The following is a 22,538-nucleotide window of genomic DNA, read 5'->3' on the forward strand; positions in this document are numbered from 1 at the left end:
TTACAGCAGTTGAAAGGTGCAGAGAAAAAAACTTTACAACATTATCTCTTTGTCAAATTTCATCTTATATTTGGGAATTCATCGCAAAGAAATTTGCTCGCAAAGTCACGGAATCGCAAAGTTTTTTTCACATTTTCTATAATTTGACTTTGCACCTTCCCGACTTTGCATGATTCAAAACACATTACCATGAAAACGCGCATTTTCCTTCTTCTGGTTACTTTTATATTTAATTCAATGAAAGCACAGGAAGTTAAAACCATGACTTACTTCCAAAATGACACGATCAAACTGGATTTAGATTTATACTTGCCTCAAAAGAAAACAAACGAAAAAACACCCTTGATCCTTTTTGCTTTTGGTGGCGGATTTTCTGGTGGAGAACGCACAAGTGAAAAAGATTTCGGACTGTTTATGGCAAAAAACGGCTACGCGGTTGCCAGCATTTCCTATACCCTGTACATGAAAGGAAGTGATTTTGGCTGCAAAGGAACTTTAACCGAAAAAATAAAAGCCATTCAAATGGGCGTTAGCGATATGTGGCAGGCTACTTCGTTTTTAATTCAGCATGCAAATCAGTACAATCTCGATACTTCCAAATTCTTTATTTCCGGAATCAGTGCGGGTGCCGAAATTGGCTTTCATGCCTCTTTTTGGGATTACAAACTCATGAATTTATACGCCAGCAATTTACCCGAAAATTTCAAATACTCCGGTTTCATTGGAGGCTCCGGAGCCATTATGGATATCAATTTAATCACCAAAGAAAAAGCAATTCCAATGTTACTGGCGCACGGAAATAACGACACAACGGTTCCTTATAGCGCAGGTTCACATCGCTCCTGCCCTACCAATGCTTCAGGCTGGTTAATTTTGTTTGGTTCCTATGCGGTGTACAACCAAATGAAGGACCTTCATAAAGATATTGAACTTATTACATTTTGTGGCGGTGGGCATGAATTTTCCGGCTACCTTTTTCACGACGGAAAACAATATGTTCTGGATTTTGTAAACGATGTTTTAAAAGGAAAGAAATTTAAATCGCATATTATCATCCCTTCAAAAAAGAAAGATGTAAATTCCGGAAAATATTTATTTTGTGAGTGATTGTTTTAGGTAGCGAAATTTAATCCTAAAATCACAAGATCATAGCGAAGAGCAGGACTTTTATTTCTTAAAATTGCGAAATCGTCCGCTTAAGGCAAAATAATCTTTTTAAATACCAATAAGTTTAGGTAAATTTGCGCTTTATTTTTAGAAAGTGCAAAAACAAATTATAGTTCTCATTGGTGGCCCGGGAACGGGAAAATCTACTCTTATCAACGAATTGGTAGCTCGTGGCTACTGCTGTTACCCTGAAATTTCAAGACAAGTTACACTCGAAGCACAACAAAGAGGCATCGATCAATTATTTTTGGAACAACCTTTATTGTTTAGCGAAATGCTATTGAATGGCCGAATTAAACAATTCGAAGACGCAAATGAAGAACCTCACAATGTAGTTTTTATCGACCGTGGAATTCCCGATGTCGTGGCTTATATGGATTATATCAATGATGATTATCCGGAGAGTTTTGCAAAGGCCTGTGAGGATTTTAAATATACTAAAACTTTTATTTTACCACCCTGGGAAGAAATTTACGAGAGCGACGCAGAGCGTTACGAGAATTTTGATCAGGCACAAAAAATTCAGAAACATCTTGTTGATACCTATAAAAAATACGGTTACGACTTAATTGAAGTACCTAAAGATACGGTTGAGAACAGAATTCTTTATATCTTAGATAAAATTTAGGCATATGTTTAAAGTTGTAAAACTAGAAACTGATTTCTAAATTTTTTAACTTTAAAACAGGACCAATGCCAGAAGCGCAAGAAATTCTCTTAAAATACTGGAAACACGACAGTTTTAGACCGTTACAAAAGGAGATTATTGACTCCGTTTTGAATGGCCAGGACACTTTTGCATTACTCCCCACAGGTGGAGGGAAATCGATTTGTTTTCAGGTTCCGTCTATGATGAAGGAAGGCGTTTGTTTAGTCATTTCGCCTTTGGTCGCCCTAATGAAGGATCAGGTAGCCAACCTGCAGAAACGCAACATAAAAGCGATTGCGCTTACTGGAGGCATACATACCGAAGAAATTATTGATCTACTCGATAATTGCCAATACGGAAATTACAAGTTTTTATACCTTTCTCCCGAAAGACTTCAATCGGACTGGATATTGGAACGCATTAAAAACCTTCCCATTAATTTAATTGCAATCGACGAAGCCCATTGTGTTTCTCAATGGGGACACGATTTTCGCCCGGCTTACCTCAAAATTTCAGAACTCAAGAAGTATTTTCCAAAAATTCCTTTTTTAGCTCTGACGGCAACAGCAACTCCAAGAGTCATTGAAGACATTAAAACAGAGCTAGGACTCAAAGACCCCCTCTTTTTTCAGCAATCTTTTGAAAGAAAAAACATTGCTTACATGGTCTTCGAAGTGGAAGACAAACTGTACCGCACCGAACAAATCTTAAAGAAAAACCCGCAGCCTTCTATTATATATGTACGAAACCGAAAATCGTGCCTGAACCTGTCAACACAACTCCAATCGTTAGGATTCACCGCAACTTATTACCACGGTGGACTTTCGCCTAAAGAAAAAGACAAAAACATGCAGTTGTGGATGTCGGAACAAACGCAGGTTATTGTAGCCACCAATGCGTTTGGAATGGGAATCGACAAAGACAATGTAAAAACGGTTATCCACACACAGCTCCCCGAAAACCTGGAAAACTATTATCAGGAATCCGGAAGAGCAGGCCGAAATGGAGAAAAAGCTTTCTCGGTATTGCTTTTCAATAATTCAGATGCCAACCAGACTGAACAGCAGTTTTTAAGCATCTTACCCGATAAGAAGTTTCTGAAAACCATGTACATCAAACTCTGTACTTATTTTCAAATTGCTTACGGAGAAGGCTTAGACGATTCCTTTTCTTTCAAACTGAATCATTTTTGCAACAAATACGACTTCCCTACCCTAAAAACCTACAATGCCTTACAGTTTTTAAACCAGCAGGGAATCATTACTATGACACAGGAATTTTCAGAAAAAATCACCCTGCAATTTTTAATTGAATCAAAAGAAGTGATTCGCTATACGAGTCTGAATCCAAATGACGAAGAAATCATATTGACGATTTTAAGAACGTATCCTGGAGTTTGCGAAATGAAAACACCATTTAATCTTTCGCTAATTGCAAAAAAATCACAGCACACAGAAGAACAGGTTGCTACTCTTTTAGAAAAACTAAAAGGAAAAGAAATCATTGAATACAAAGCCAAAAACAACGACGCGACTATATTATTTAACGAAGTTCGTGAGGATGAACTCACCATAAACCGCGTTTCAAAATACCTGGAAAAACAGAATGAGCTCAAAAAAGAACAACTTTCGGCTGTTCTCTATTATATAAAAGAGAGCAAGACCTGCAAAAACCGACTGATTCTGGATTACTTCGGAGAAGAAACCACTGAAAACTGTGGCGTTTGCTCCTATTGTATTACTCGAAAAGGAAAAATTACAGAAGCTGATTCGATTGCCGATAAAATTCTGCATTTATTAAAATCAACCACTTTAACCTCCAGAGAAATTCAGACTCAGATCAAACTGGACGCCAACGACATTATTGTGGTGCTTCAGGAATTATTAGAAAACAATCATATCACCGTACTGGCGAATAATAAATACACTTTAAAATCATAATGGAAAAATTGAGAATTATTTTCATGGGAACTCCGGAATTTGCTGTTGGCATTCTGGATACCATTCTTAAAAACAATTACGACGTTGTTGGCGTGATCACTGCAGCAGACAAACCTGCAGGGCGTGGACAAAAAATAAAATACTCTGCAGTAAAAGAATATGCACTGGCAAACAACCTGACCTTACTACAGCCTACGAATTTAAAAGACGAAAGTTTCTTAGCCGAACTAAAAGCGCTGAACGCCAATTTGCAAATTGTGGTAGCTTTTAGAATGTTGCCAAAAGTAGTCTGGGAAATGCCAAGCCTTGGAACATTTAACCTTCACGCTTCCTTACTACCAAATTACCGTGGTGCAGCACCTATCAACTGGGCAATTATCAACGGAGAAACCAAAACCGGAGTTACCACCTTCTTTATAGATGACAAAATAGATACCGGAGCAATGATCCTAAACTCGGAAATTGCAATTGAACCGGAAGAAAATGCCGGGCAACTACACGACCGACTGATGTTATTAGGCAGCGAAACCGTTATTGAAACTTTAAAAGTGATTGAAAACGGAAATGTAAAAACTACTATCCAGGAAGATACTGCCGAAATTAAAACCGCCTACAAACTAAACAAAGAAAACTGCAAAATCGACTGGACAAAATCAGGAGCCGAAATCAACAATCTGATTCGTGGTTTGAGTCCGTATCCTGCATCCTGGTGTTTCCTAAAAGACAAAGAGGAAGAACAAAGCATCAAAATATATGAAGCAAAACTACTTTCCGAAACACATTCACATGAGACCGGAAGCCTGATTTGCAGTAAAAAAGAAATAAAAGTTGCCGTTCAGGATGGGTACATTCAAATTTTAAGTTTACAGCTGCCGGGAAAAAAAAGAATGCAGGTGGCAGAATTGCTAAATGGCATCACTTTTTCGGATACGGCAAAAGTCTATTAAGCTCAATAAAACAGGGGTTTCTACCTGATTTTGACCTGCTAACGCCTCGCTTTATGAACAAAAAAAGCAAGTTATTAACAATTTTTGCTAAAATTAAAGAAAACACTTGCAAGGAACGGATTTCCTACTAAATTTGTGTATTAACAATTTTTTTTAACCAACAATTAATAACTAATATTATGAACAAATCAGAATTAATCGATGCTATCGCTGCTGATGCAGGAATCACAAAAGCTGCGGCAAAATTAGCTTTAGAATCATTTTTAGGAAACGTAGGAGCTACTTTGAAAAAAGGTGGTAGAGTTTCGTTAGTAGGTTTTGGATCATGGTCAGTATCTGCTAGAGCTGCTAGAGACGGTAGAAACCCACAGACTGGAAAAACAATTCAGATCGCTGCTAAAAATGTAGTAAAATTTAAAGCTGGAGCTGAATTAGAAGGTGCAGTGAACTAAGTAAGAAAGTTCCCTTAACTTATAATATAATCAAAACCTTCCTTATGGAGGGTTTTTTTATGCGGTTTAACGATTTTATTTGGGATTTTAGAAATTTTATGATTAAATTTAATAAAAATTGTAGCCGTATGATTTCAGAAAAATTAAAAAAAGGACACCTGCTTATTGCCGAGCCTTCTATAATTGGAGATTTATCATTTAATAGATCGGTAATTTTATTAGCAGACCATAACAAAGAAGGATCAATAGGTTTTATCATTAATAAACCCTTAAAGTATACTATTAATGACTTAATACCTGAAATTGATGCCACTTTCAAGATATATAACGGAGGTCCTGTTGAACAGGATAACCTTTATTTTATCCACAATATTCCTGAGCTAATCCCAAATAGTGTTGAGATTTCTAACGGGATTTATTGGGGAGGCGATTTTGAATCCACCAAGGACCTAATAAACGATGGATCTATCAGTAAAAATAACATTCGTTTTTTCTTAGGATATACGGGTTGGGATGAAAATCAGCTTGAGAATGAAATGCAGGGAAATTCCTGGATCATCACCGATAATAGTTATAAAAACAAAATTATCGGAAAATCGACCACCCATTTTTGGAAAGAGCAAATCATTGAACTTGGAGGCGACTATGTTATTTGGTCAAATGCACCTGAAAATCCATATCTGAATTAATTTTCAGAAATGGATTCATTTAGTTTTTGCACTAATAAGTGAGCCAAATTACTAGTAAACTCTTTTTTTCGATATTTGGTTATCGGCTGTACCCCCATGATTACATTAGTCAGAAATAATTCATCTGCTTTTTGAAGATCAAACGGAGAAATTATCTCCTCTACAACTTCTATGCCTTCTACTTTTTTAGCCAAAGCTAAAATCTGTTTGCGCATTATTCCATTTAAACAACCTTCAGAAATTGGCGGGGTAATTAGTTTTTCCCCCACAACCATGAACAAATTCCCTTGTAATACCTCAACAACATTTTTAGTATCATTTAGCAAAACACAGTTGGCCAGGCCATTTTCATGAGCAAAAATACTTCCGGTTACATTTATCATCTTATTTGTCGTTTTAATAGACGATAATAATTGTTTGGTCACATAGAAGTCTTTATACAAATCCACTTCGTATTCAGCTGTATTTAAAGCATATAGAACGCTTTCAAGAGCGGTTGCGTGAATCAAAAAGGAAACTTCATTCGTTTTAGGCAAATAAAATCCGCCTTCCTTTCTAAAAACTGTAATTCTGGCTCTGGCAGCTGCCGAAATACCTTTTTGTTGCACCAGACTTAAAAGCTGCTCTTCAAAATACTCCATGGTAAAATTCATTGGAATTTCCATTCGAACCACACGCATAGAAGCCATTAATCTGAAATAATGATCTTCAAGGAACAAGATTTTATTATTGACAATTTTTACTGTTTCAAAAACACCATCTCCGTATAAAAACGCACGATTTTGAGTTAATACATTCTCTTCTTCTGCTACTATAGTTCCGTTAAAATTGATCATAAAAAAAACCCTGAATTTTGTTCAGGGCAAATATAAGGTATAAAATAGAATTTTACTAAACAGATCCGATAAGATGTTTCAGATCCGAGATCTGATTCTCCCACAATTGTTTAGCTTCTCCTACTTCTTCTTTTTCAGCAAAATCGACTACCATCAACGACACATCTTTGGTTAATTCATCCACCAGGATATGCAGTTCAAAAAAATATTCAGTGTCTTTACTACTCTCATCCACCCATTTGAATTTGACTTTCTCACCTGTTTTTTTGGAAGCCAAACGTGCTTTCTCCTGCGAATCATTCCAAATAAAGGTAAAGAATTCTCCTCTTGAGTTTACATTGTCGGCGAACCATTCAGATAAACCAGATGGTGTTGATATATATTGATACAATAATTGTGGCGAAGAATTGATCGGAAACTCGATTTCGTAACGTATTTTTGGATCCATGTGCTACTTTTAATTTTTTTGGAAATATAAGAATATATGTCCGAAAACAATGCATTTTTAAAAATATTTTTTTTTCTTCAATTTATGCTTGTATGCTTTAATATTATTTCTATCTTTGCACCCGCAATGAGGAACTCGGTTCTACTTGCAGTCTTGGCGAGGTAGCTCAGTTGGTTAGAGCGCAGGATTCATAACCCTGAGGTCACGGGTTCAACTCCCGTCCTCGCTACAAAAAACAAAACCCTAATCATCAATTGATTAGGGTTTTTTATTTAAAGTTATCACTTCTAAAGCAACGAATTAGAGTGAGAAATTTTAGAAAAAACACCTACAATTCGAACAATATGGATATAGTTAAATTTAAAATCACATCAAAAACGATAAAAGTAGAAGTACGCAATTCGAATAATTATGTTTTTAATTTTAATACTGCTTTAGAAATTGAAAAAGAAGACAGAGAGGTTTTATTACGACTTTATAATGCATTAGACCTTCTTTTTAAAAAAGAAACTTCTCCTGAAGTAAAAAACTATATTTCACCCAATCAAACCAATATACTGGATCAGATTTCGGCTGCTGATAATTTAGAGCAGGAAGAATAAACCATCGCCCGTTTATGGTTTACGATTAAAATTTATTTTCTAAAAAGAGGAAGTCTCAAAAGTGAGGTTTCCTCTTTTCTATTTTCTTTAGATCCCTACAGAATGTTTTAGATCTATAGAAATCTTCTTACTACAACTGATTTTACAATTAGCACTCCCTTCTGACTTCAGTATCCGAAACGATTAAAAAAACCGCGAAAAGACAAGAGCAAATCGATGCACTATAAAACTTTTCATAGAGAAGTACTTACTTTTAAAAAAAGCGGCACAAAATATGGTAAGTGTTTTCATGCTCAGGCTTTCACCTCGCAACACAAAGCAAAATCAGGTATTTCTACTTAGTGTATTAATGTATTAAAAAACGAATTTTGCTGCCAAGTACGTGAAACCGTAAGTTATTCTCTGAAAACTAATCTATTTTAGCAAAATAAAAAGAATAAAAATCACAAAAAGAAAACTATAACACACTAACCATAAAATTAAAATCATTAAAAAAACGAACCATGGAAAAACTTTGGTGTTGGCGTTGTAAAATGGAAGTTCCTATGTTACACACAGAAGAATACCGAATTGCAACCAAACTCTATCGTGATGGCTTTGAACAAGGAAAATGTAATATGACCAGGACAGAGCGATTCAGTGAACTTCTTGATTATTATAAGCAATTAACCGGATTTAAAGAAACCGATCCTAATGCTATTATGCACCACCGAATTGATCTTTATGGCCCGCCTTGTGAAAGTTGTACTAAACCTTACCGAACGCCACATGCAACATTTTGTGCTGCGTGCGGACATAAAAGAGTAGCTGTCGCAACCAACTACAATCACCCTTCTCCTTCTCCTTCCATAATAGAAGAACAAAAATGGTGGCAAAAACTGTTGGTTCCAATTAAAGTAAATCACCCTGCGCCCGCTCTTTACTCTTTAATCACAAAACTTCACTTAAATCCATAGAAGGCAAAAGAATGAAACTCAATCTTAAAATCCATTTTTAATGTACTAAAAGTGGATTTTTTATTTCCGGAATCTACGTTTCTTTCTTTAATGTCAAAAATGCGTTAAAATACCTTTCCGACGGTAATTTTTCGACAATTAAAAATACTTTTGTGAAAACGAAAACAAGGGGATCTTTTCATCACAGATCAGTAACCGGAAAACACAATGGTATGGATTACGAAAAATTCATCTTCTGCCTTGAAGGTGTTCCTGACGTAGAGAACAGCACTGTTACCCAGGTGGTAAAAAACCTGGAAGAGATAGCTATTGATCAGGGGATTGCCAGCATTTACAAAACCTGTGACACGATTGAAAGCTTAGAAGAAAGTTTAAATGTGTTACTTTATGAAGATCATAATTTTAAGGATTACGAGATTATCTACTTAGTAATGCCGGGCGAACCTAATAACATCTGCCTTCATGATTACTATTACAGTCTGGAAGAAATTGCAGAGCTGTTTGAAGGAAAAATGAAAGGAAAGATTATTCATTTTGCCAATTTAAAAGTACTTGATCTAAACGACGACGAAGCACAATACTTTTTAGACATTACCGGTGCACGCGCTATTTCGGGCTACGGCTCTACCTACAACAAAATAGCCAGCTGCAGTACAATCGACAAAGCTTTTTTTAGTTTGTATCAGGAAAATGACGATCTCACAGAAGTCGTAGAAGAGCTCTATCAAAAACACTATGCCCTGTGCAAATTACTCGATTTTAGACTGTATTATTAAATGATGAAAAACAAGACAGCCGGAACGATAAAAACATACGGTGCAAAAGGATTTCGGGAAAAGTTTCTGGGACCGGAAAATCCAATACAACTGTTGTTCAGATCGAATTCTGATCATTTTTTTTGTTTAAAAACAGAAGAAATGATGCAGCTTCGTTATGCCGTCCCTCCATCAAAACACAGCTGTCATACTATAATTTTTGTAACCTCGGGAGTTCATTTTGTAAAAATTGGTTTCGAAGAATACCAAACCAATCCCAATGAAATGATCATCGTTCCTGCCGGGCAGATTTTTTCTATCGAGCACATTAACACCAAACACGTTGGTTTTATTTGTCAGTTTCATCCGGATGTTTTAATCGGGAAGTACGGCAACAGCGAAATGTTAAACGATTTTGATTTTCTTAAAATTGGAGGCAATCCTAAAATCATGGTCTCTGAAGACAACTTTCATTTCATAATCAATCTCTTTAATCGCTTACAGGCAGCCTATCTTGAATCGGAAACCAACAATTCTGATATTGTTCAGGCTTATTTAATGGCTTTGTTTTTTGAAATGAATAAAACTGCTCCCAAAACCTCGAAAAACAGTACTGCCGCAGCTGTTATTGCTGCAAAGTTCAAAAAACTCATTTACGCGAACATCAAAACGCAGCATCAGGTTAATCATTATGCTTCTTTGCTTAATATTACACCCAACCATTTGAACAAATCGGTCAAATCGGCAACGGGTAAGTCCGCAGCCAAATGGATTGATGAGACCATTATAACCGAAGCCAAATACCTGCTATACCAAACTACTTTTTCGGTAAGTGAAATTGCAATGCAGGTAGGACATGAGGATCATTCTTACTTTAGCCGTTTCTTCAAAAAACAGGAAGGAATCACTCCCATTCAATATCGAAAATTGATTGATAAGTCCTAATTATTGCCTTTTGCATCCTATAAAAGAGAGAAGGATTTATTGAAATTTGCTCCGTAAAAAAAAGCAAATTTATGATCTATGTTTTCAAAACTTCAATTGATACAAAATCAAAGCTGGAATTCGCAAATGCCTTACTTGACGAATTGCTGCCCAATGCGATATGGAATTTTGACCTGGAGGACTGCGATAATATTTTAAGAATCGACAGTGAAACAGAAATAACAGAAAGGATTCTTAAGAACGAGATTTTCGACTGTATCGAATTAGAATAAAATCACACTTCCCCAACCCTTTTCTTCACCCTCAATTTATTAGTATGGAAACCGCTTTGCATCAAAACAAAACCTTTGACACTATTGATTATTCTGATCAGAAACTATCGGATAACGAATTTGTAAACTGCGATTTTATCAATTGCAACTTTTCCAAAAGCGATTTCACTTCAATTGATTTTTCAGATTGCACTTTTAAAAACTGTAATCTTTCACTCGCGGTCCTTAAAAATACAGGTCTTAAAAACATCAAATTTATTGGCTGCAAATTAATGGGTCTCGATTTTAGTGCCTGCAACAGTTTTTTATTCTCGATGTCTTTTCAGGACTGTCTCCTTGATTATTCCACTTTTATCTACAAAAAACTAAAGAAAACCAGTTTCGTCGACTGCTCTTTAAAAGATTCTGATTTTTCAAATACTGATTTGTCGCATGCCGTTTTTAAAAACTGTGATCTTGCCAATGCCACTTTTGTGGAATGCCTTTTGGAAAAAACCGATTTTAGAACGTCACGAAATTATGCTTTTGACCCCTCAGAAAATAAAATCAAAAAAACTAAAGTATCTCACGCCGCACTTGCCGGTTTGTTAGAAAAGTTTGATCTGGATATTGAATAATTTTCCTCATTGCCTTAAACAAAAAAGGGACGTCAAATCAATGACATCCCTTTTTATAAACAACCTTTGAACTAACTATGGCCTCCATTGCGGATCTCCAATTTTTTTATCAATTAGAACTTGATTTTTAATGGTAAAATTTCCTGCTGCGCTGTTTACAAACTGAGGATCTAAAGTCCCGTAAGTTCCCGAAGCATCATATTTCACTGCCGCTATACCAGCCGTATGCAGTGCAGTCGAATTAAAATAATTATTATTTAAGAATGTTGGCGCTGTAGTTGAAGCCTGATTGGTATACATTGCCAATGGTGTATCAAAAAGTGTGTTGCGAATTGTGGAAGCATTACTAGCAAAACGCACATACAAAATTCGATTCGAAGCGGTCATCGCTTTATTTGAAATAGTACAGGCATCTACCAAAACAGTAGTTGTTAAACCTGTTCCCGTAATATTCAGCGCGTTATCGATACGAATGAAATCCCTGCCTGTAGCACAATTATTAAAAGTACTGTTTCTAAGGATAAGCGATGCCAGATGCGAGGTTCTAAAATCGATACAATCCCCCTGAACAGTCAGAATATTGGTGACCACAGTATTTTCAACTGTTACCGATGCAATTTTAGTAATACCGGTCGCTGTTTGCGTTATAAATGATTTTACAAAATCATGAACATTACAGCCACTAATCAAAAGCGCCCCGTAAGCCGTACTTACGTCATTGTATTTCACCGCGTCACTTTGGATTTTATCTCCGTTAATATCTAAATCGATTAAACTTACCTTTGTAGCTCCCGCATTCAACGTAAATTTATTATGAAGCAATGGTTTATTATCCGCTCTCAAACCTCTGATTGTAATTGGTTTGTTCAGGATAATTTCACCAGTATAAACATTGTATTCCCCAGGCATCAATACCAATACAGCATCGGGATTTGCCGCTGCAATTTTCGCATTCAAATCGTCTGTAGGTTTCACTAAAATTCCGGTTCCAATATCAATTCCGGTGGTAAAAGTAACCACTCCTCTCTTTTTAGTTCCGTTAAATAACGTGACCGTATAAGCTGTTTCCCCTGTTAATCCAGTAACTGTTGCCACACCGGCCGTTTTTTCGGCAGCTGTAATGGTGTGTGCAATTCCGCCAGGCGCTGCGGTAATTTGAGTTACTGAGCTGTTCGGTGTCCATCTTAGCGTTACCTGCGTTGCTTCAATATCGGCAGACTGTACAGGGAAGAAGATTTGCTCGGACAATGTTGCTGCTGTTGTTACCGACCATTTCGAATCAGCAAGTCCGGCTGAACTGACTGCCTTTACCCGTATCGAATAAACTGTTTCTCCTTCCAATGCTACTTTTACCGGAAGTTCTTTAGCCGTCACATTAACCGTTTTGTAAATCGTTTTAAAGTCGGGATCATCCGCACTGAATTCTACAGTATAATGATCCACATCCTCTTTGGCCGTCCAGTTTAGTTCGACCGTGGTTTGATTTTTAACCGCTGCTTTAAGTTCGATTGGAGAAAATAGGCTGTTGGCTCCTATATCTTGCAACACTGCTTCATTGTAACTTTCGCAACCGGCAACTACCACTAAAAATACAGCCAGCAACCCTTTAAATATATCTTTTGCGTTCATAATTCTACAACTATAGTTTGTTTGTTAATTGTTTTTAGTTTCCGAAAACCCAGTCGTTTACTAACTGACCATTGCTTCCGTCAATAAACGTTTGCCAGATGGGCCAAAATTGTCTTTTATCAGGATTGACTCCGGCTTTGTACAATGTGGTTATTTTATTGTCGTCCAGTTTATCCCAGCTTTTTGAAGTGTAATCAGCACCCTGCGCCTGTGTTTCACCACGGTTCAATCCGTAAACTTCCAATGTCGTATTATCTGCTTTGTATTTGTAATATAAGGTCGATGGCACAGTCGCATATTCGTCGCTGCGGGCTTTCAGGCGGGCCATTTTAATTTTGGCTTCGTCTAATTTTGCTTTCAATAAATTCCAGCGCATCAGGGCAAACTTACGCTCCATTTCTCCTGTAAATTCGTATTTATTTTCCTCGATAATTGCATTCATCATGGTTTGCTTGCTGGTCAGACCATCTACATAAGCATCTACTTTTACAGCCTGGCTTCCGGAAGCAAAAGCTCTTCGTCGGATTTCTTTTAAATAAATGGCAGCCGATCCGGGCCCTTCTAATTCGTTAGCCGCTTCAGCAGCAATTAAAAGTACTTCGGCATAACGCATATAAATTTTGTTTACCCCATCGTCATTTGGTGCCGTAACGATACGGTTCATCCATTCAAAACGGTATTTACCAAAATACCAGGTTTGCAAATCTGTAAGTTCCTGTTTTGCTTTACCATTTACTACAGCTCCCCATTTGTACGGAACACAGGTAACATCTCTGCGGCTATCGGCCTGATCATAGTCATAAAAAACAAAAGGCAATGGTCCGTTCACCCCTCCTTTGTTTGTTCCCATTTGCTGAAACTGATCTGAAGCATCGTGACGCACAGCAAAAGTAAATAAGACTCTGCCTCTTGTAGCTGCAAAGGGAATTTCCCAAAGTGATTCTCCTCCGGCTGCTATATTTTCCTGATTGAATTTTCTCCATAACCCTTCAAAAGTCGGCTCTAAATGTGCCGAACCACTCGCAATTACAGCGCGGCACTCGTCTAATGCCAGTTTGTACATGGTACCTACTGAAAGTGCAGGATCTGTACTGCGTCTCACCCCATCTGAATATTGCTGAAAACCGCTGGCCATCATTGCCAAACGGGCTCTAAAACCTTTTACAAACGCTTTGTTGATGCGCTCTGTACTTGTTGTTGCCGCGGTCTCATTAGGCCATGCCACCAAATTTGCAGCTTCGCCCAGATCAGCGATTAATTGCTTATAAATTTCATCACGGCTCGTTTTAGGCACGTAAATGGTCGAAGTAGCAACCGGTTCAAAACGTGCAGGAACATCTCCCCAGTTTCGTACCAGATCAGCATAATAAATCGCACGTAAAGCCAACGCTTCTCCCAACAACTGCCCCATCGCTGTATTCGGTAACGGATTGCCATATTTACGCAGCCCTCTGATACACAAGTTCGCACGCTCAATTCCTTCATACATCATTGCCCAGGCATTTTTTGCCGAGTTCATTTCTGTGTTATCAGCCTTGGCATCATAAACTACTAAGTCCGATTTGGCATTGTCGCTTGAAGAAGCCAAAAGCCATTCCGTATCTGTATTCAAACCCTGATAAGTCAAAAGCCTTCCTCGGTAGGACTGTTCTTCTCCAAATGAGACTTTTATTCCGTCAACAGCACCCTGCGCTAGTCCTGCCGTAGAAAAAATAAGCTGTTCGTCTAATGTTGATTGTGCAGGAGTATCAAAGTATTCCTCTCCTAAATCCTGGCAGGAAGTCAACAAACCCGAGATTATCAATCCTGCTATTATTACTTTATATTTCATTTTGTGATAAGTTTTAAATTAGAAATTAAGGTTTAAACCAAAAACCAATTGTCTGCTGCGCGGATAAGCCGAATAGTCAACTCCCGGTGTCAGCGGCGTTTTTCTTCTTGTTGAAACTTCAGGATCCGGACCAGAATAATTCGTAATTACAAACACATTAGTTGCTGTAAGATAAAATCTTAGTTTACTTACGCCCAACTTAGACGTTAAGGCTTGTGGCGTACTATAGCCTAAAGTCAGCGTATTTAACCTGAAGAACGAACCGTCTTCTACTGCCCAGTCTGTAAACATAAATTTCTGCATATAAGGAGACCACATGGTAGTGTTGGCATTCAGCGCTTCTAAAGCAGTAGGATCTGTTACCAATTGCCCTGACGCTGGATCTAAATTTGTCCATCTTTTGCCGTCTGCCATTTCGGTACTTAAATTTTTGTACTGCCCGTTTCTGTTTGAGGTTGAAAACTCGGCTTTATTGGCGTTGTAAATATCATTTCCAACACTCCAGTTGAAAGCAGCTGAAAGATCAAAACCATAAGCATTCGCATTAATAACTAAACCTCCTGTGTGTTTAGGATTTGAATTTCCAATCACTTTTTGATCGGAGGCCGTAACTTTATTATCGGCAGAACCGTCTGCATTTTTCAACTTCATCATTCCGGGCTGTAAAGCTCCTACAACACTGCTGGCATCTACAACACCTGCTTTTAAAGTATATTTTCCTCCTGCATAATCAAAGTCTGAAACTTCGTATCGTCCGTCACTTTGATAACCGTACATTAATCCCATTGGAGAACCAACATTTACTACATAATCATTGCCAACATCTGTCGATGCCCAGTTGGTGTTTACTCCAAAATTATCCATCACCCCAAGAGAGTTAATTCTATTTTTGTTCATCCCAACATTCACAGAAAAACTTAAACCAAAATTTTTCTTTTCAATGGCTATAAAATTCAAGGTAGCTTCAAAACCGGTATTTTGTGTTTCTCCCATGTTTCTAAACTGCGTTTTATATCCCGTACCTCCTACCGGAAACTCGATCAGCAAGTCTTTCGTTACATTTTTATACACATCAAAAGTTCCATTTAAACGATTTTTGAAAAATCCAAAATCAAGACCAATGTTTTGTGTTACGGTGGTCTCCCACTTCAAATCGGGATTGGCCAAAACACTCGATGGCGACCAATAGCTGTCGAAGCCGTTGATGAAGGAATTTGTACCGGACATATAACTCTGAACCGTTTGCCCGACAGGAATATTATTGTTTCCTGCTTCACCATAACTCAATCTTACCTTAAGAAGACTCAGCCAGGACGCCTCTTTCAGAAAGCTCTCTTCCGAAATTTTCCATGCGGCTGCCGCTGCCGGGAAATACCCCCAGCGGTTGTTTCCTAAAAACCTGCTGGAACCATCGGCACGAAAAGAAGCCGTTAACAGGTAACGATCTTTGTAATCGTAATTTAAACGTCCGAAAAAAGACAATAATTTATCGTCGGGGCTGTAAAAATTATCAACGGAAAAAGGAGTTCCCTGAGTGGTTAATTTCTTAGCCTGATCCAGATTAAAGAATTCCGGATAATTTAAAAGGGTTGTTGTTACGGTGTTTGAAGTGCTGGTAATCATTTCTTCTCCCAAAAGTGCCGTTAAATGGTGGTTTTCTCCCAGTATATTTTTGAAATCATAGTTTAGGGTATTGGCATTTCTAAAACGCACATCTTTACGATCGCTCATGACCATACCCGGTTTACCTGCGCCAATTTTAGCGGTACTCGAAAAGTAAGTAGAGGAACCGTAAAAACGATAATCGGAATAATTGGAATTATCCAGTCCCAAATCACTTTGAAATTTTAAATCTTTGGCCAGTTTCCATCCAAAGCTTCCTAATAAGTTGTAATTTTTTCTGCTCTGCTGACGGTCGTTATCGGTTATGGCTAAAAACGGATTTACCAGATAGCTGTTTACAGACTGGTCGTCGTTATCTGTCGTTAATCCCGGCATCGGAATTGGCGCGTAACCCACACTATGACGCAAACGGCTGTCTAGTGATGAGGCCTGATTTTGATCGTTCGCCCCTCCGCCATTGATATCCGTATCGGAGTAACGTACGGTAAAACCAAGGTCAATTTTGTCGCTTGCTTTATTTTTTACAGCCAATGACAGGTTGTTTCTTTTAAAATTCGAACCTACCATAATGGCTTTCTCATCGTAGTACGCGTAGTTAAAGTTGTAACTCAATTTTTCATTGCCTCCGCGAATTCCTAAATCACGGCTATTGACTTCACCACGGCGACCATAAACCTGTTTTTGCCAATCGGTACCTTTTAGTCCGTTGTACAAATCGCGATCCTGCCAATTGCCAAAATACTTTGTATACGAGCTTGGATTGGTCATTATCGTTTTGTCTGTCTGATCCAGCAAAGCATATTCGTACTGCCATTTCACAAAATCATCCACCGGAAGTACGTCAATTTCTTTGGCCATGTTTTTCATGCCATAAAACATATTGAAGCTAACGGCCATTTTACCGTCTTTCCCTGTTTTAGTGGTAATAATGATTACTCCGTTTGCTCCTCTGGATCCATAGATAGCAGTAGAAGAAGCATCTTTCAATACGGTCATCGATTCTACATTTGAAGCCGCGATATCATTCATGCTGTTTACCGGAAAACCATCGACAATAATTAAAGGCGAAGCATCCTGTGTTAAGGACCCACCGCCACGCACTCTGATTTTAATATCGGCATCCGGCGAACCCTCACTCGAAGTAACCTGAACTCCGGCGATTCTACCCGTTAAGGCTTCTGCAATATTAGAAACCGGAACTTTCTTCAGGTCATTTCCTGAAATAGAAGAAACTGCTCCTGTTAAATCTGATTTTTTAACGGTTCCATAACCCACCACCACAACTTCATTTAAAGCATTTGAATCTTCGATCAGCACAATATCAACTTTCGTTTTTCCGGCAGCGTTGACTTCTTTGGTTTTAAAACCTATAAATGAATACGTCACTATTGCTTTAGGATTGCTCAGTTTTAATTTGTAACGTCCGTCAAAATCTGAAGAAGTTCCATTTTTTGTTCCTTTCTCTAAAATATTAACACCTGGCAACGTGAGTCCTGCAGCATCTTTAACGGTTCCTTCGAGTGTAATACTTTGAGCATTCATTTGATTGCTGGCCAGTAAGCACAATAAGAAAACAACTGCAAAACAACAATTTGCTCCTTTGTTAAATAAATCTTTAAAATTCATGGGGGTGATTGTTTTAGGTTATTAATTGGTTATTCTAAGTGGTTATTTCTTTTTTATCCCGTTACTTTTTTTTACTGCTCATAAATTCCTGATTTCTTTGACAGCAACTCTTTTTTTCGAGCTGTTTACGGTCTTGCAAATAAGGTAATTTTTCGTCATTAAAAAATTTGTAATCGATTACACAAACTTAAATATTTTTTTGAGATAAAAAATTAAAAATCCTAAAAATTTCCTAAAATAAATAAAACATCAAAAATAAAACCGCTTTTTTATGTGACATATGCAATTTAATCTAGGGATAAATATTAAATATATTTTTGTTTTTTTGACAATTGTTGCGATTTCATAAAAAAAACAATCGATTACAAGACAAGTCATTGTGATATTATTAAGATTCATTTTTTCGTTCAGCAATTCCCTGTTTGCCCAAAAAATACCATAACAAACTGCTTCAATAAAACGGAATTTAATATTGAAGGACAAATATCCGGGGCGCAATGTCATCCCATTCCTATTAATCCTAATTGTAGCATACCACAGCCACACTTCAAATCGATTCAAAATGAATAGAAGGCAAAAAAAGAGTCTCTGAACCCGATTGGTTCAAAGACTCTTTTACTAATACGATAACCTCTTTTAAAAAATTCACATAACAAACTCCTCTAATAAGGATGTGACAAAAGAATTATGCTTTCTGAAGTTGTAAATTGACTTTGTGTTTTTGCATTAAAGCAAACGTAATTACCATTCCGCTTAGCGCCATACCAAGACCTATCAAATTTGGCGAAGCATAACTGTATCCGGCAGACAAAGGCAAACCTCCTAAAAAGGCACCCAAGGCATTCCCAATATTAAAGCTTCCCTGAAGGGCTGCCGAAGCAATCATCTCGGCACCCTTAGCCGTTTTGATCATCAACATCTGAATTGGAGCAATCACCGAAAAAGAAATGGCTCCCGTTAAAAAGGTCAGGAATAAGGACACGTATTGATTGAAGGAGAAAAAATACACCAGAATCAAATCAATCGCCATCACAAAAAGCAAAGCCAATACGGTAGGTGCAGGAGAATATTTATCGGCCAGTTTCCCTCCGGCAAAATTTCCTACTACCATTCCCAAACCTGCCAGAATCAAAATGTACGATACATCCTCCGCTTCAAACTTAGAAACATTGGTCAGTAAAGGTGCGATATAACTAATCCAGGCAAAGAGACCTCCAAATCCGATGGCCGTAATTCCAATAATCAGCCAGGCTTCTGTTTTCTTAAAAAACAGCAATTGGGTTTTCATATTGACATTCCCGCTTTTTTCCAAATTGGGCATCCACAAAGAGATAAACAAAAAGGTGAGCAAACCTACCGCAGCGATTAAAACAAATGTATAACGCCAGATAAAATTATGTCCTATATATGTACCAATGGGCACTCCAATTAAATTGGCTAAGGTTAAACCCGAAAACATAATCGCAATTGCCTGAGCTTCTTTGCCCTTATCGGCCAAACGGCTCGCAACTACCGCTCCAACTCCAAAAAAGGCACCGTGCGGTAATCCGGAGAGAAATCGGGAAGCGAATAAAAAGTTATAGGTAGGCGCAATAATCGAAAGCGCATTAAAAACAGTTAGCATTAAAGCTAATATCAAAAGCATTTTTTTGGGTGCTAAATTTCTTCCCAGGATTACCAATAGCGGAGCACCTATTACAACACCCAGTGCATAAGCCGAAATTAAATATCCGGCAACCGGAATGGAGACCTTCATGTCTGAGGCAATATCAGGCAACAAACCCATCATAACAAATTCGGTAATACCAATTGTTAAACCTCCTAATGAGAGTGCGATAAGACTTTTTTTCATTTGTACTAAATAGAAAGGAATAGAGTTTCTATGCTGCAAATTTAACACCGTTAACCTTAAAATAAGTTGTACATTTGCGACATAAACTTGTAAATTTAAGTTATGCCGAAATTTAATCAGTTTGAAAAGCTTGTGATTCATGAATTTGAAGATGACGTATTTCCTCATGTTCCGCACACCCACACCTATTATGAAATTATTTATATCAAAAAAGGAAACGGAATTCACCATCTGAACCACAACTTATTGCCGTATAAATCGGGGGATTTGTTTGTGATTTCTCCGGAAGACGAGCATTATTTTGAGATTAAAAAAAGAACGCGTTTTGTCTATATCAAGTTTACAGACAATTATTTCGATTCCAACAAGAATCTTTTCTGCGACGATTTACTCCTCAATACACCCGAGGATTTTATGCGGAATAAATTGCTAAAGGAGACCCTTTTAAAATTAGACGATCCCTGCAAAACCATTTTAAAAAACACGATCGAAAACATTACGGCCTATAATTGCAAAACCGATGTTTCGAGTTCGCCTATTGTTTTTTATCAAATTCTTTCCATTTTTGGTTTGATTAAAGAAACCATCCGTTGCATGAACCTGCAATTGAAGCCCGCCCCTATCGATAACGAGCAAATTGCAACTTATATCCATCAAAACATTTACAACCCAAAGCTGGTTCAGATTAAGGTGATAGCAGATCATTTTAATATTGCTCAAACGTATTTCAGTGCCTATTTTAAAAGAACTTTTGCTATAAGCTATCGCGATTACATTCATAATCTGAGAACTACTTTAATCGAAAAACGAATTCACAACAACCAGTTGCCTATTAAACAAATTGCACACGAGTTTGGTTTTACTGACGAAAGCCATCTTTCCAATTACTTTAAGAAAAGGAAAAACATGAAACCTACCGATTATAAAAAGCTGTAATTATTGAAATCTTAAAAAAATCTTGACGGTAAAAAAAAATACCTAAATTTGTACTTCTAAATTATTTTCGTTGACAAGAAAAGTTCACATAGTATTTCTATTCTTAACCTTTGGCTTCTTACTGTTGTCAAATGTTGGTTATGCCTGTGGAAAAACGACTGAAAAAACTTCTTGTGAAAAGAAAGCCAGCCCGAAGAAAGCGGCATCGGATACTTGCGAAAAGGATTGCTGTAAAAAAGAGGACAGCTCCAAAAATGATTCACACGGCTGTAGCCGAAAATGTGATCATTCCGGTTGTACAACATCCGGGCTTCAGTTCAGCTTAATGGCGACGAACGAGTTTGAATTCAACAGAAATCTATTTAATTTCTCCCTTGAGAAAACCACTCCTTATTACAAAAACATCAGTATTTCTGATGGTTTTACTTCTATTTGGTCACCCCCAAAAATAAAATAATTGTATTGCTGACAGCCCTAATTGCGTTTTGCAACGACTGTTTTAGGACTTACAGAAAAAAATCACAGCCTGCGTCTCACCCTATTTTTGAGACCAAAACCTGTCATAACAATCTTAAATTATTTAACTTAGAGGAAATTTAATCCTCTACTAAAATCGTATAAAATGAAAAAATCAATTTCAACAATAGTAGTAGTAATCTTAGTAGCTTTCTCTGCTAATATTATCCTGGCCAATTCCATAAAAAAAGAAACAACGACAGTAGAAGTTACTGCTGCAAGTCAGTTACAAACCGTTTATGATGCTTATTTTACGGTAAAAGATGCCTTAATTAAAAGTGATGCCAAACTTACTTCGGCGAAAGCCAAAGATTTACTGACTGCCATTACAGCTGTAAAAATGGACCAGTTAAAAGGGGACGAACACAACGCCTGGATGAAAGTCCTGAAAAAAATAACTGCCGACGCTAAAAATATTTCGACTACAACCGATCTTAAAAAACAGCGCGAAACTTTTAAATCACTTTCAAAAAATACTTACGAACTTATTAAAGTTTCAAAATCAGATCAGGCCGTATACAAACAATACTGCCCAATGGCTGATGCAGACTGGTTAAGCAAAGAAAAAGCCATTAAAAATCCTTATTATGGTTCGTCAATGCTAACCTGCGGAAATGTGGTAGAAACGATCAAGTAAATATGAAGCTCTACATCAAAAACATGGTGTGTGGACGTTGTAAAATGGTAGTGAAGTCTGAGCTTGAAAAACTCGGACTTCATCCTATTACTGTTGAATTAGGCGAAGTCGAACTACAGGACCCCATTTCCAAAAATCAAAAAGAAGTACTGCTTAAAAATTTACAGGCTCTGGGCTTTGATTTTATCGATGACAAAAAAAGTAAAACGGTTGAGAAGGTCAAAAACCTCATCGTGGATCTGGTGCATCATAAAAACAACGACCTCAAAGTTACGATGTCTGATTATTTAGTTCAAAATCTCCATCAGGATTACAGCACACTAAGCAATTTATTCTCGGAAATTGAAAACACCACTATCGAAAAGTACTTTATCAGCCAGAAAATAGAAAAGGTAAAGGAGCTACTTGTTTACAATGAACTGTCATTAAGTCAAATCGCAGATACGCTCAACTATAGCAATGTAGCACATTTGAGCAATCAGTTTAAGAAAATTACAGGCTTTACTCCTACCAGCTTTAAACAATTGAAGGATAAAAAACGCATTGAGATTGAGAATTTATAAGATTCGATTTCTCGCAAAGACGCAGAGGTGCTAAGTTTTTCTATTCGCCT

Annotated in this window: 22 protein-coding genes and 1 tRNA gene; 17 read left to right on the forward strand and 6 right to left on the reverse strand. The window is 37.3% G+C overall.

Features of this window, described 5'->3' with window-relative positions:
- Positions 1-189 precede the first annotated feature (189 nt).
- The 6 genes from OLM61_RS03815 to OLM61_RS03840 all read left to right on the forward strand — a co-directional run bounded on the left by OLM61_RS03815 (position 190) and on the right by OLM61_RS03840 (position 5,844).
- Entirely contained in the window at positions 190-1,107 is a 918-nt protein-coding gene (locus OLM61_RS03815; protein WP_264525169.1) for an alpha/beta hydrolase family protein, read from the forward strand.
- Positions 1,108-1,261: 154 nt separating this feature from the next.
- Complete coding sequence (locus OLM61_RS03820; RefSeq protein ID WP_264525170.1) at positions 1,262-1,795, forward strand: ATP-binding protein; 534 nt, start codon at positions 1,262-1,264, stop codon at positions 1,793-1,795.
- Between the two features lie 65 nt (positions 1,796-1,860).
- Positions 1,861-3,756, forward strand: a complete 1,896-nt coding sequence (locus OLM61_RS03825; RefSeq protein WP_264525171.1) for an ATP-dependent DNA helicase RecQ — start codon at positions 1,861-1,863, stop codon at positions 3,754-3,756.
- On the forward strand, positions 3,756-4,703 hold the full coding sequence (gene fmt / locus OLM61_RS03830; protein WP_264525172.1) for a methionyl-tRNA formyltransferase: 948 nt from the start codon (positions 3,756-3,758) through the stop codon (positions 4,701-4,703). The genes OLM61_RS03825 and fmt overlap by 1 nt, the downstream gene beginning before the upstream one ends.
- Before the next feature lie 179 nt (positions 4,704-4,882).
- Entirely contained in the window at positions 4,883-5,155 is a 273-nt protein-coding gene (locus OLM61_RS03835; protein ID WP_017498096.1) for an HU family DNA-binding protein, read from the forward strand.
- Between the two features lie 128 nt (positions 5,156-5,283).
- Complete coding sequence (locus OLM61_RS03840) at positions 5,284-5,844, forward strand: YqgE/AlgH family protein (RefSeq protein ID WP_173965240.1); 561 nt, start codon at positions 5,284-5,286, stop codon at positions 5,842-5,844.
- Here the strand turns inward: OLM61_RS03840 and OLM61_RS03845 are convergent.
- A complete protein-coding gene (locus tag OLM61_RS03845) occupies positions 5,841-6,680 on the reverse strand; it encodes an aminotransferase class IV (protein ID WP_264525173.1) in 840 nt (279 codons plus the stop codon). The genes OLM61_RS03840 and OLM61_RS03845 overlap by 4 nt on opposite strands.
- A gap of 55 nt (positions 6,681-6,735) precedes the next feature.
- The gene (locus OLM61_RS03850; RefSeq protein ID WP_026984135.1) at positions 6,736-7,128 is read right to left on the reverse strand and encodes an START-like domain-containing protein; all 393 of its coding nucleotides are present in this window, start codon (positions 7,126-7,128) and stop codon (positions 6,736-6,738) included.
- A gap of 155 nt (positions 7,129-7,283) precedes the next feature.
- Here OLM61_RS03850 and OLM61_RS03855 point away from each other — a divergent pair.
- The 7 genes from OLM61_RS03855 (at position 7,284) to OLM61_RS03885 (ending at position 11,275) form a co-directional block, all read left to right on the forward strand.
- Positions 7,284-7,357: transfer RNA gene (locus OLM61_RS03855), tRNA-Met, on the forward strand.
- Positions 7,358-7,472: 115 nt separating this feature from the next.
- Complete coding sequence (locus tag OLM61_RS03860; protein ID WP_264525174.1) at positions 7,473-7,730, forward strand: hypothetical protein; 258 nt, start codon at positions 7,473-7,475, stop codon at positions 7,728-7,730.
- Positions 7,731-8,275: 545 nt separating this feature from the next.
- On the forward strand, positions 8,276-8,686 hold the full coding sequence (locus tag OLM61_RS03865) for a hypothetical protein (protein WP_264525175.1): 411 nt from the start codon (positions 8,276-8,278) through the stop codon (positions 8,684-8,686).
- A gap of 212 nt (positions 8,687-8,898) precedes the next feature.
- Positions 8,899-9,462 carry a DUF6642 family protein gene (locus OLM61_RS03870; protein ID WP_173965236.1) on the forward strand — a complete coding sequence of 188 codons (564 nt, stop codon included), beginning with the start codon at positions 8,899-8,901 and terminating at the stop codon, positions 9,460-9,462.
- Positions 9,463-10,386: a helix-turn-helix domain-containing protein gene (locus tag OLM61_RS03875; protein ID WP_264525176.1), complete on the forward strand. Its 924-nt coding sequence runs from the start codon at positions 9,463-9,465 to the stop codon at positions 10,384-10,386. It abuts the gene before it with no gap.
- A gap of 71 nt (positions 10,387-10,457) precedes the next feature.
- A complete protein-coding gene (locus OLM61_RS03880; RefSeq protein WP_264525177.1) occupies positions 10,458-10,658 on the forward strand; it encodes a hypothetical protein in 201 nt (66 codons plus the stop codon).
- 44 nt (positions 10,659-10,702) lie between these two features.
- A complete protein-coding gene (locus OLM61_RS03885) occupies positions 10,703-11,275 on the forward strand; it encodes a pentapeptide repeat-containing protein (RefSeq protein WP_264525178.1) in 573 nt (190 codons plus the stop codon).
- A 75-nt stretch (positions 11,276-11,350) separates the two neighbouring features.
- On the opposite strand, the gene OLM61_RS03890 is transcribed toward OLM61_RS03885, so the two are convergent.
- The 4 genes from OLM61_RS03890 to OLM61_RS03905 all read right to left on the reverse strand — a co-directional run bounded on the left by OLM61_RS03890 (position 11,351) and on the right by OLM61_RS03905 (position 19,836).
- On the reverse strand, positions 11,351-12,904 hold the full coding sequence (locus OLM61_RS03890; protein ID WP_264525179.1) for a fibronectin type III domain-containing protein: 1,554 nt from the start codon (positions 12,902-12,904) through the stop codon (positions 11,351-11,353).
- A 34-nt stretch (positions 12,905-12,938) separates the two neighbouring features.
- Positions 12,939-14,735, reverse strand: a complete 1,797-nt coding sequence (locus tag OLM61_RS03895) for a RagB/SusD family nutrient uptake outer membrane protein (RefSeq protein WP_264525180.1) — start codon at positions 14,733-14,735, stop codon at positions 12,939-12,941.
- 18 nt (positions 14,736-14,753) lie between these two features.
- Positions 14,754-17,984 carry a SusC/RagA family TonB-linked outer membrane protein gene (locus tag OLM61_RS03900; protein WP_264525181.1) on the reverse strand — a complete coding sequence of 1,077 codons (3,231 nt, stop codon included), beginning with the start codon at positions 17,982-17,984 and terminating at the stop codon, positions 14,754-14,756.
- 685 nt (positions 17,985-18,669) lie between these two features.
- Complete coding sequence (locus OLM61_RS03905) at positions 18,670-19,836, reverse strand: MFS transporter (RefSeq protein ID WP_264525182.1); 1,167 nt, start codon at positions 19,834-19,836, stop codon at positions 18,670-18,672.
- A 102-nt stretch (positions 19,837-19,938) separates the two neighbouring features.
- Here OLM61_RS03905 and OLM61_RS03910 point away from each other — a divergent pair, with 102 nt between their 5' ends.
- The 4 genes from OLM61_RS03910 (at position 19,939) to OLM61_RS03925 (ending at position 22,488) form a co-directional block, all read left to right on the forward strand.
- Complete coding sequence (locus OLM61_RS03910; RefSeq protein ID WP_264525183.1) at positions 19,939-20,772, forward strand: AraC family transcriptional regulator; 834 nt, start codon at positions 19,939-19,941, stop codon at positions 20,770-20,772.
- Positions 20,773-20,842: 70 nt separating this feature from the next.
- Positions 20,843-21,229, forward strand: a complete 387-nt coding sequence (locus OLM61_RS03915; protein WP_264525184.1) for a hypothetical protein — start codon at positions 20,843-20,845, stop codon at positions 21,227-21,229.
- Between the two features lie 165 nt (positions 21,230-21,394).
- On the forward strand, positions 21,395-21,925 hold the full coding sequence (locus tag OLM61_RS03920) for a DUF3347 domain-containing protein (RefSeq protein ID WP_264525185.1): 531 nt from the start codon (positions 21,395-21,397) through the stop codon (positions 21,923-21,925).
- Between the two features lie 2 nt (positions 21,926-21,927).
- Complete coding sequence (locus OLM61_RS03925; protein ID WP_264525186.1) at positions 21,928-22,488, forward strand: helix-turn-helix domain-containing protein; 561 nt, start codon at positions 21,928-21,930, stop codon at positions 22,486-22,488.
- The last annotated feature ends 50 nt before the right edge of the window (positions 22,489-22,538 follow it).

Source organism: Flavobacterium sp. N502536 (assembly GCF_025947345.1).
GTDB lineage: Bacteria > Bacteroidota > Bacteroidia > Flavobacteriales > Flavobacteriaceae > Flavobacterium.